We start from the raw sequence: 10,823 nt of genomic DNA on the forward strand, positions 1-10,823 counted from the left end.
ACGAGTCTTTGTCACGGCCGCCGACCGAGACACGCATCCCGTATCCCGGACGAGCCGTCGGGAACCCGGAGCACCGGCGTACGCTCGAAACCTGCCAGAACTCTCCGAAGGAGCGAGCGACGATGCCCGAGCTGAGGTCCCGCACAGTCACCCACGGCCGCAATATGGCGGGCGCCCGCGCCCTTATGCGCGCCTCCGGTGTACCGGGCGCGGACATCGGCCGGAAGCCCATCATCGCGGTCGCCAACTCCTTCACCGAGTTCGTGCCCGGCCACACCCACCTGGCGCCGGTCGGCCGGATCGTGAGCGAGGCCATCACGGCCGCCGGCGGCATCCCGCGCGAGTTCAACACGATCGCGGTCGACGACGGCATCGCGATGGGCCACGGCGGCATGCTGTACTCCCTGCCCTCCCGCGACCTGATCGCGGACAGCGTCGAGTACATGGTGGAAGCCCACTGCGCCGACGCCCTGATCTGCATCTCCAACTGCGACAAGATCACCCCGGGCATGCTCATGGCGGCCCTGCGCCTGAACATCCCGACGGTCTTCGTCTCCGGCGGCCCCATGGAGTCCGGCCGCGCGACGCTGGTCGACGGCACGGTCCGTACGCTCGACCTCATCGACGCGATCTCCGACGCGGTCAACGACAAGGTCTCGGACGAGGACATCCTCCGTATCGAGGAGAACGCCTGTCCGACCTGCGGTTCCTGCTCCGGCATGTTCACCGCCAACTCGATGAACTGCCTGACCGAGGCCATCGGCCTGTCCCTCCCCGGCAACGGCTCGGTCCTCGCCACGCACACGGCCCGCAAGGAGCTGTACGAGCGGGCCGGCGCCACCGTCGTCGAGCTGACCAAGCGCTACTACGACGAGGACGACGCCTCCGTCCTCCCGCGCAACATCGCCACCCACGCGGCCTTCGAGAACGCCATGGCCCTCGACATCGCCATGGGCGGCTCCACCAACACGATCCTGCACCTGCTGGCCGCCGCCCAGGAGGCCGAGGCCGGCTACGACCTGAACGACATCGACGCCGTCTCCCGCCGCGTCCCGTGCCTCGCGAAGGTCGCACCCAACGTCGCGGCGACGCGGACGTACTACATGGAGGACGTGCACCGCGCCGGCGGCATCCCAGCGATCCTCGGCGAGCTCTACCGCGGCGGCCTGCTGAACGAGGACGTCCACACCGTCCACAGCCCCTCCATCAAGGAGTGGCTGGACGCCTGGGACATCCGCAGCGGCTCGGCCTCGGAGGAGGCCATGGAGCTGTGGCACGCGGCCCCCGGCTGCAAGCGTTCCGCCGAGGCCTTCTCCCAGTCCGAGCGCTGGGAGGAGCTCGACACGGACGCGGCGAACGGCTGCATCCGCGACGTCGCCCACGCGTACTCGAAGGACGGCGGCCTGGCCGTCCTCAAGGGCAACCTCGCCGTGGACGGCTGTGTCGTGAAGACGGCCGGCGTCGACGCGTCGATCTGGACGTTCGAGGGCCCTGCGGTGGTCTGCGAGTCGCAGGAGGAGGCCGTCGAGAAGATCCTCGCCAAGCAGATCACCGAGGGCGACGTCATCGTCATTCGCTACGAGGGCCCCAAGGGCGGCCCCGGTATGCAGGAGATGCTGTACCCGACCTCGTACCTGAAGGGCCGCGGCCTCGGCAAGGCCTGCGCCCTCGTCACCGACGGCCGCTTCTCCGGCGGCACCTCGGGCCTGTCGATCGGCCACGCCTCCCCGGAGGCGGCGTCCGGCGGCACCATCGCCCTGGTCCAGGACGGCGACCGCATCCGCATCGACATCCCGAACCGCACGATCGACCTGCTGGTCTCCGAAGAGGAACTGGCCACCCGCCGTACGGCCCTGAACGGGACGTACGCCCCGAAGAACCGCACCCGAAAGGTCTCGGCGGCCCTGAAGGCGTACGCGGCGATGGCGACGAGCGCGGACAAGGGTGCCGTGCGGGACGTGTCCATGCTGGGCTGAGCCCCTGGTGAGTGAGCTTCGGTGAGGACCGCCTCCTGTTCGTCTGGGGCGGTCCTTCCGCTTGCTACCGGGCCGCGCGCGACCAGACCGACGGGTCGCGTCCGTCGACGGCGAACACGGAACCGTCGGGCGCGCCGGCGAACACACGGCCGTCGGCGATCACCGGCTCCGGGAGGGAGGCCGCGACCCGGTCGGAGTGCTTGCCCAGTCGTGGGGGCGTCTGGCCGAGGAGCTTGCCGCTGCGGGCGTCGACGGCGAGGAGCCGCCCGTCAGGGGCGCTGATGTACACATGCCGGTCGTCGGCGACCGGATCCGAGGTGCGGGAGGCGCCCGTTTCCAGTCGCCACAGCTGCCGGCGCGCCTCCATGTCGACGGCGACCAGCGTTCCGCCGATACCGCTGAGGTGGACGACATCTCCGCGCACGGTGCCATGGGCCTGCTCAAGCGGTACGGGCAGGTCCACCCGCCGCGTCGCCCCGCTGGCCGGGGTGTAGCGGACGACGGCCTTCGTATCGCCGTACTCGGCATCGGTAGTGGCGAGGAAGACGGACCCGTCCGCCGCGCCGAGAAGTTTCTGGGACCCCTTCAGCCGCGCGTCCCACCGCACCTCGCCCGTCCGCGGATCCACCGCCGTGATGTGTGTGTCCGTACCGTCGTCGGACGTGCTCGTCACGTAGGCGAGGGGGTCCCCGGCGAACGTGGTGAAGTACGGCGCGGCCTGCCCCGGAACCGGCCGGCTCCACTTCGTGTCGCCCGAGGCGCCGTCCACCCCGGTGACCGTCCCGTCGGCGCCCGTGAGCAGCAGCATGCCCCCGACGCTCGCGATGCCGTTGTGCGCGGGCAGGTCCTGCTGCCTGCGGACCTTGCCGGAGACGGGGTCGAGCGCCGCCGTACGGCGCCCCAGGTCCAGCGAGGGCCACACGAGTCCGCCCGACAGAAGCGGCGGCCCGCTCGGCATCGTGTCGGCGACGGGATGCCGCCACAGCCGGCGTCCGTCGGACGGATCGAGAGCGAAGACCTGCCCGGTCTGCGCACACAGCAACTTCCCTGTTCCGTACGAGCATTGGGGGGCGCCTTGGGTTCCCCGGCCGCCGTCGCCGGAGGCCGGGTTCGCCTCCCAGGCGCTGAACCCGGCCGGCGCGGTCTGTGCGGCGTTGTTCTTCGACGCCGGTGCCGGACCTCCGGCGTCGACCAGTGTTACGGCGGCCAGGACGCCGAGCGCGGTCAGGCCGAGGGCTCCGGCTGCGAGGGCGGTACGTCTGACCCGGCGCTTTCCGGGCTGCCGTACGGGCTCTTGGGCGGTGGCCTCCGCTGCCACCCGTACCGCTTCCGCAGCGGGCTCGCCGGGCTCTTCCGTACGTTCCTCACGAGGGGCCGCCGGTCCCGGCCCGTCCCTCACCGTCCGCTGTCCCGGTATGAACGCCTGCGTGTCGTACGAGGCCGACACCGACCGCAGTTCCCGCATCAACTCGTCGGGGGTCGGCCGGTCCTCGGGCTCCTTGGCCAGACAGCGCAGCACGAGCGGCGTGAGCTCCGCCGGTACGTCGGCCAGATCCGGCTCGTCGTGCACGACCTGGTAGGCGACGATGTACGGGCTGTCGGAGTCGAACGGCCCGCGCCCGGTCGCCGCGTGCACCATCACCGACCCGAGCGCGAAGATGTCGGCGGCAGGCCCGACCTCGCGCGGCCGCCGGAACTGCTCCGGCGCCATGAAGGGCGGCGTACCGATCAACTTGCCGGTCTCGGTGCGCAGTTCGCTGTCCTTCGGCCGGGAAATGCCGAAGTCGATGACCTTCGGCCCGTCCTCTGCGAGCAGCACGTTGCTCGGCTTCAGATCCCGGTGCACCACCCCGACACGGTGAATGTCACGCAGCGCCTCCGCGAGCCCGGCCATCACACGGCGCAACTGCGCCGGAGGCATGGACCCGTTCCGCTTCACCTCGTCGGACAGAGTCGGGCCCGGGATGAACAGCGTGGCCATCCAGGGCCGTTCGGCCTCGGGGTCGGCATCGACGACCGGCGCGGTGAAGGCGCCGCTGACCTTGCGCGCCGCGGCCACCTCCTGCCGGAAACGCCCCCGGAACTCGCGGTCCTTGGCGTACCGCGCGTGCACCACCTTCACTGCGACCTTCATCCCGGAAGTACTCCGGGCCAGATGTACGACCCCCATGCCCCCCGAACCCAGGCAGGACTCCAGCCGGTAGTGACCGGCGTACTCGGGAAGTTCCGCTTCCGCGCCCGCTCCCGCGTCCTGCTGTGGCGCCATGGGAAACACCCCCGTGCTGATCGTCCGCGCGCGCGAAGCACGGAGCCTAGTCGATGGAGTCTTACGAGGCTGATGTGACTTGTTAGTCTCTGCGTGCGAGTTGTGCACATATGTTTCATAGCGTGATTCAGGGGAATCAACGGGACCCCATGACAGGCATGGGGCTCAACGGGGGAGGTTTTGCATGTCAGTTGACCGTGCTGAAGAGGTGGCGGGCAGCGACGAGACGGGCGATGTCATCGCGGCGGTGCGCTATTACTCGGTCGCGCCCGGCTACCGGGTCAACGTCCGCAGCGGTCCCGGCACCAGCTACCGCATCGTCCGGGTTCTGCCGGAGGGGGCACGTGTGCCCATCCACTGCCAGACGCCGGGCACACGGGTCACGGGCCCGTACGGCACGTCGAACATCTGGGACAACATCGACAGCGGCGAGTACATCTCGGATACGTACGTGAACACCGGCAGCGACGGCTACGTAGCACCGCGCTGCTCCTGAACCCGGCGGAGCCCGCGGCAGCTCCGGAGCCATAATCAGACGCGTGAGCGCAGAGAACGGCACCCCGGACACCAGCACCGCGGGCTCCCAGGGTTCCCCGGACACCACCACGGGATCCACGGGCCCCACGGCCGGCGCCACCGGCCCCCGCCCCGAACCCATCCGCTTCTTCGGCACGACCTGGCTGAACCACGACCACGGCTACGCCGCCCGCCGTGTCGCCGCAGCCGCCGGCTCGCTGGCTGCGGCTGCCGCCGCCTGCCTGGTCCTCCGCCTCACCTACGAGGGCCTGCGGATCTCCGAGACCGGAGGCATCGTCACGCTCCTCATGGTCGTGATGTTCACGATCTGCAGCGCGCTGGCCTTCCGTCACACCTGGGACGGCTTCACCCGCCGCCCCGACCCCGACCGCCAGGCCTCCCTCCGCGGCCTGCTGGCCGTCGGCTTCCTCGGCTCCCTCCTCGCCTATTTCTTCCGCACCCTCATCGAGGCCCCCGGCGAAAAACTCCACCGCGAGGAATACGAGACGGCCCGCAAGCAGTACGAGAAACGCACCACCCGCCGCTCGGGCAACCCGAAGAAACGCCGCCGCCCCTGAGCAGGTTCGCCGGCTCGCCGAAGTCCGGCGCGGTACAGCGCCCCTTCAGGGCCGCCAGACTGTGACACATGCGGCTCCGCCGCGATGGGGGCCCCGCTCTGGGGGTCCCCCAGGCCCTTAGGCACTTGGGGAGAAGCCGAGAGTGGGGAGGAGCCGAGAGCGGGGGAGCGCCCAGCAACGGACAGCCCGCAGCTTTCGCTGACCAGCCCCCGTCCCTCCACCTCTCACTCTCACCGAAATCTCACTGTCAGCTGCACCTGTCTCCGGCCACCATGGCCCTATGGCCACGACGCCCCCGCCACAGCCCTCTGCTCCCCACGCCACCCGAGCCCACTCCTTCAACGCCGCCGCGGCCCAGTACGCCGCCAACCGCCCCTCCTACCCGCCCGCCCTCTTCGACGCGATCGAAGACCTGGCAGGCCGCCCCCTCGCCGGCTCCCGCGTCGCGGACATCGGCGCCGGCACCGGCATAGCGACTGCCCTGCTGCACGCCCGCGGCGCCGAAGTCGTCGCCGTAGAGCCCGGTGACGGCATGGCAGCCCAGTTCCGCCGCGCCCTCCCCGACGTCCCGATCATCCGCGGCAACGGCAACACCCTCCCCTTCACCGACGCCTCCCTCGACTTCCTCACCTACGCCCAGTCCTGGCACTGGACCGACCCCGCCCAGTCCGTCCCGGAGGCCATGCGCGTCCTGCGCCCCGACGGCGCGTTGGCCCTGTGGTGGAACACCAGCGCCCTCGACGTGCCGTGGATCGGCGAGCAGCAGCTGCGGATCCAGCAGCACTTCGACGCAGACGCCGCCCGTTGGAAGAAAGACGCGAGCAACTCCGGCGTGGCCGACCCGTCCGGGCGCCTCGACTTCGCGCACCGCCGGGTCCGCTGGAGCCGCCGCGTCCCGGTCGACACGCACCTGGCCAACATCGGCAGCCACTCGGCCTTCCTGGTCCGGGGCGAGGAGTACAGCCGCGCCTTCCTCACCGAGGAGCGGGTCCGCCTGCTGGCCGTCTTCCCGGACGGGATTGTGCAGGAGGTCTACGACGTAGAGCTGCTGGTCGCCACCACCTCCTGAACACCCCCTCGCCCCACCACGACCACCGACCGTCATCGGCCCCCTCACGCCTCCTCGGCGCTTGACGCCGTACCCTCACCGGAGCATTATTCATCACATGATGAATTATTCTTCGGTTCGATCCGAACCTCCCGACAATCCCGCCGTCCGAGCCGAGGCCCTGAACGTCGTACGCGGCACCCGCCAAGTACTCCGCGACCTCGACTTCACCGTCCCGCGCGGCCAGGTCACCGGCCTCCTCGGCCCCTCCGGCTGCGGCAAGTCGACCCTGATGCGCGCGATCGTCGGCACCCAGGCCAAGGTCAGCGGCACCCTCGACGTCCTCGAACGCCCCGCCGGCCACCCCACCCTCCGCACCCGCATCGGCTACGTCACCCAAGCCCCCTCCGTCTACGACGACCTGACGATCCGCCAGAACCTCGACTACTTCGCCGCGATCCTGGACCCCGGCCGCGGCTCCGCCGAGCGACGGCACGAGAACGTCACCCAGGCCATCGCCGACGTCGACCTCACCAGCCACGCCGACGCCCTGGCAGGCAACCTCTCCGGCGGCCAGCGCAGCCGCGTCTCCCTGGCCGTGGCCCTCCTCGGCACCCCCGAACTCCTGGTCCTCGACGAGCCCACGGTCGGCCTGGACCCCGTACTCCGCCGTGACCTGTGGAACCTCTTCCACTCCATCGCCGCAGAGCGCGGCGCCACCCTCCTGATCTCCTCCCACGTCATGGACGAAGCCGAGCGCTGCCACCGCCTCCTCCTCATGCGCGAGGGCGAGATCCTCGCCGACGACACCCCGGACGCCCTGCGCCACCGCACCGGCTCCGAGACGGTCGAGGCGGCCTTCCTGCGCCTGGTGGACGAGGCGGTCGCGGCGGGCCGCAAGAAGGAGACGACGCGATGAGCACGACGACGAGTACGTCCACGACGATGGCGCCCGCCCCGACGAGCGCGCTGAACGCCTCCCGCACCACCGCCACCGCGGCCCGGGTCCTGCGCCAACTCCGCCACGACCCGCGCACCATCGCGCTGATGATCCTCATCCCGTGCGTGATGCTGTTCCTGCTGCGCTACGTCTTCGACGGCAGCCAGCGCACCTTCGACAACATCGGCGCCTCCCTGCTCGGCATCTTCCCGCTGATCACGATGTTCCTGGTGACCTCCATCGCCACCCTCCGCGAACGCACTTCCGGCACCCTGGAACGCCTCCTCGCCATGCCCCTGGGCAAGGCCGACCTCATCGCGGGCTACGCCCTCGCCTTCGGCGCCCTCGCCATCGTCCAGTCCGTCCTTGCCACCGGTCTCGCCGTCTGGGCCCTGGGTCTCGACGTCACAGGCTCGGCCTGGCTCCTCCTGCTCGTGGCTCTCCTCGACGCGCTACTGGGCACGGCCCTCGGCCTCTTCGTCTCGGCCTTCGCCTCCTCGGAATTCCAGGCCGTGCAGTTCATGCCGGCGGTGATCTTCCCCCAGCTCCTCCTCTGCGGCCTCTTCACTCCCCGTCCCAACATGCACCCCGTCCTCGAAGGCATCTCCAACGTCCTCCCCATGTCCTACGCCGTCGACGGCATGAACGAAGTCCTCAAGCACACCGACGTCACCGCCGACTTCATCCGCGACGTCCTGATCGTCGCCGCCTGCGCCTTCCTGGTCCTCACCCTCGGCGCCGCAACCCTCCGCCGCCGCACGGCGTGAACGCTCCGCTGGGAATGCGGTTCGAAGCTGCGGGCCGGTGAGGGCTGGTCGCTCCCCCACTCTCGGCTGCTCCCCGACTCTCGACTTCGCTCGAGCGGGAGGGACCCCCATGAGCGGGGGGACCCCCATCGCGGCGGAGCCGCAAATCGACACGGCCCCGCGCCCCTTCGGGGCGCGACACCGCACCGAAGTTCGGGTCGTCCGACCAGAGCCCCCGCCCAGGGCCGCCGCGCATCCCGCCCAGCGGACACGGCGGCCCACCCCCGCGACCCCAGTGCGAGGATGGGCCCTGGACGACGCACCCCCGCCCGGAGGGCAACCGAACATGACCCAGAAAGTCGCAGTGCTCGGCACCGGCAAGATCGGCGAAGCCCTGCTCAGCGGAATGATCCGAGCCGGCTGGTCCCCCGCCGACCTCCTGGTCACCGCACGCCGCCCGGAGCGAGCCGAAGAGCTCCGTACCCGCTACGGCGTCACCCCGGTCACCAACCCCGAGGCAGCCAAGACCGCCGACACCCTGATCCTCACGGTCAAACCCCAGGACATGGGCACCCTCCTCGTCGAACTCGCCCCACACGTCCCCGCCGACCGCCTGGTCATCAGCGGCGCGGCAGGAATCCCCACCTCCTTCTTCGAGGAGCGCCTCGCCCAGGACACCCCTGTCGTCCGCGTCATGACGAACACCCCCGCCCTCGTCGACGAGGCCATGTCCGTCATCTCCGCCGGCAGCCACGCCACCGCCGAGCACCTCGCCCACGCCGAGGAGATCTTCGGCGCCGTCGGCAAGACACTCCGCGTCCCCGAGTCCCAGCAGGACGCCTGCACCGCCCTCTCCGGCTCGGGACCGGCGTACTTCTTCTACCTGGTCGAGGCCATGACCGACGCGGGCATCCTCCTCGGCCTGCCCCGCGAAAAGGCACACGACCTCATCGTCCAGTCCGCGATCGGCGCCGCCGTGATGCTCCGCGACAGCGGCGAACACCCCGTGAAACTCCGCGAGAACGTCACCTCCCCCGCAGGCACCACGATCAACGCGATCCGCGAACTGGAGAACCACGGCGTACGAGCCGCCCTCATCGCCGCAATCGAGGCAGCCCGCGACCGCGGCCGCGAGCTGGCATCCGGCAACGGCTAGAAGACCCGGGGCCGGGCCCGATCCCGGCCCCGGCGTTCTTCAAGCAGGTGGCAGCAACCCGATCGCCCGGTACGCCGCGTCCACCCACGGCCTCGCCATCTCCCTGGCCTTCTCCGCACCATCTCGCAACACCCCCTCCACGTACGCAGGATCCGCGCACAACTCCCTGTGCCTCTCCTGTACGGGCCTGAGGATCTCGACCACGGCCTCGGCGGTGTCCTTCTTCAAAGATCCGTACGACTCATATACACCGGCCAGGCCTTCGGGGTTCCCACCTTCACAGGCCGCGAGGATCTCCAGCAGATTCGAGACCCCGGGCCGCCCCTCCCGGTCGTACACGACGTCCTGCCCGCTGTCGGTCACCGCCCGCATGATCTTCTTCCGGATCACCTCCGGCTCGTCGAGCAGATAGACGATCCCCGGCCCGACATCCTCGGACTTCCCCATCTTCGACGTCGGCTCCTGCAGGTTCATCACCCGCGCCGCCACCACCGGACGCGTGGCCCGCGGCACCACGAACGTATGCCCGTACCGCTGGTTGAACCGCACCGCCAGATCCCGCGCCAGTTCCACATGCTGCGTCTGGTCGTCCCCGACCGGCACCTCATCCGTCCCGTACGCCAGGATGTCCGCCGCCATCAGCACGGGATACGTCAGCAGCGACAGCCGTACGCTCCCACCCCGCGTCCGCTCGCGCGCGGCCTTCTCCTTGTACTGGATCATCCGCCGCATCTCCCCGTCCGAAGCGACGCACTCCAGCAGATACGACAGCCGCGCGTGCTCATCCACATGACTCTGTACGAAGACGGTGCACAGCTTGGGATCGAGCCCCGAGGCCAGCAACAGCGTGGCCGCTTGTCGACTGAGCCTGCGCACCCGCCCGGGATCGTGCTCCACGGTCAGCGCGTGCAAGTCGACGACACAGAACAGCGCATCGGCGCGGTGCTGATCGACGTCGGCCCAACGCCGTACGGCTCCCAAGTAGTTCCCCAGCGTCAGATGCCCCGTCGGCTTGACCCCACTGAAGATCCGCGTCATCTCTCCACCTCCTGATCAGGACCGCCGCGGCCCGTCGGCTGAGCTCTCCAGGAGGGAGAAACGAGAACGGCCGCCGAGGCGGCGGCCGTTGAGTACATACGTGAGCACGGCCGCCCTCAGGCGGCCCACCACAGCTGGGTGCACGCATGCGTTGTCATACGCCCGAGGCTACCTCTCCCGAGTGCTCTCCGCCGCCAAGTTGACACGCCCGAACCCGCTCCGTACTGTTCTCCGAGTTGTCCGACGTGAGCGCTGACTTCGGTCAGTCCCCGGACGGCCATTCCGCAGTAAGCACCTAACGATCGACGATCCGTCGTCGGCTCGTTTTCATGCGCGTTTGCGAAATGAGGAATCCGCGTTCGAAAGAGCGTGACCCCGATTAGCTCGGGGTCGGAGATTCCGCTAAAGTCTCACTCGTCGGAACGGCCCGAACAGCCGTGAAGACAGCCCACTTTCGACTGGGAATCGGGCCCGAAAGGGTCTGGTAGAGTCGGAGACGCAAGACCGAAGGGAAGCCCGGAGGAAAGCCCGCGAGGGTGAGTACGAAGGAAGCGTCCGT

The 10,823-nt window shown here is 69.8% G+C and carries 9 protein-coding genes; 7 read left to right on the plus strand and 2 right to left on the minus strand.

What is annotated here, in order from left to right:
- The first annotated feature begins 122 nt into the window (after positions 1–122).
- Positions 123–1,976, plus strand: a complete 1,854-nt coding sequence (gene ilvD, locus OP79_RS41780) for a dihydroxy-acid dehydratase (protein WP_033328341.1) — start codon at positions 123–125, stop codon at positions 1,974–1,976.
- Positions 1,977–2,040: 64 nt separating this feature from the next.
- Here the strand turns inward: ilvD and OP79_RS41785 are convergent, their stop codons facing one another.
- Entirely contained in the window at positions 2,041–4,242 is a 2,202-nt protein-coding gene (locus OP79_RS41785; protein WP_033328342.1) for a serine/threonine-protein kinase, read from the minus strand.
- A 184-nt stretch (positions 4,243–4,426) separates the two neighbouring features.
- Between OP79_RS41785 and OP79_RS41790 the strand changes: the two genes are divergently transcribed.
- From OP79_RS41790 to proC, 6 genes are all read left to right on the plus strand, one after another.
- Positions 4,427–4,738, plus strand: a complete 312-nt coding sequence (locus OP79_RS41790; protein ID WP_033328343.1) for an SH3 domain-containing protein — start codon at positions 4,427–4,429, stop codon at positions 4,736–4,738.
- Positions 4,739–4,781: 43 nt separating this feature from the next.
- A complete protein-coding gene (locus tag OP79_RS41795; protein WP_033328344.1) occupies positions 4,782–5,336 on the plus strand; it encodes a hypothetical protein in 555 nt (184 codons plus the stop codon).
- A 280-nt stretch (positions 5,337–5,616) separates the two neighbouring features.
- Positions 5,617–6,405, plus strand: coding sequence for a class I SAM-dependent methyltransferase (locus OP79_RS41800; RefSeq protein WP_033328345.1), 789 nt, complete (start codon positions 5,617–5,619; stop codon positions 6,403–6,405).
- 97 nt (positions 6,406–6,502) lie between these two features.
- The gene (locus tag OP79_RS41805) at positions 6,503–7,303 is read left to right on the plus strand and encodes an ABC transporter ATP-binding protein (RefSeq protein ID WP_033328346.1); all 801 of its coding nucleotides are present in this window, start codon (positions 6,503–6,505) and stop codon (positions 7,301–7,303) included.
- Entirely contained in the window at positions 7,300–8,091 is a 792-nt protein-coding gene (locus OP79_RS41810; RefSeq protein ID WP_033328347.1) for an ABC transporter permease, read from the plus strand. The genes OP79_RS41805 and OP79_RS41810 overlap by 4 nt, the downstream gene beginning before the upstream one ends.
- A 325-nt stretch (positions 8,092–8,416) precedes the next feature.
- Complete coding sequence (gene proC, locus OP79_RS41815; protein WP_033328348.1) at positions 8,417–9,226, plus strand: pyrroline-5-carboxylate reductase; 810 nt, start codon at positions 8,417–8,419, stop codon at positions 9,224–9,226.
- Between the two features lie 39 nt (positions 9,227–9,265).
- Here proC and trpS read toward each other — a convergent pair whose 3' ends face one another.
- Positions 9,266–10,264: a tryptophan--tRNA ligase gene (trpS, locus tag OP79_RS41820; protein ID WP_033328349.1), complete on the minus strand. Its 999-nt coding sequence runs from the start codon at positions 10,262–10,264 to the stop codon at positions 9,266–9,268.
- Between the last annotated feature and the right edge of the window lie 559 nt (positions 10,265–10,823).

Source organism: Streptomyces yerevanensis (assembly GCF_000716805.1).
Taxonomy (GTDB): domain Bacteria; phylum Actinomycetota; class Actinomycetes; order Streptomycetales; family Streptomycetaceae; genus Streptomyces; species Streptomyces flaveus.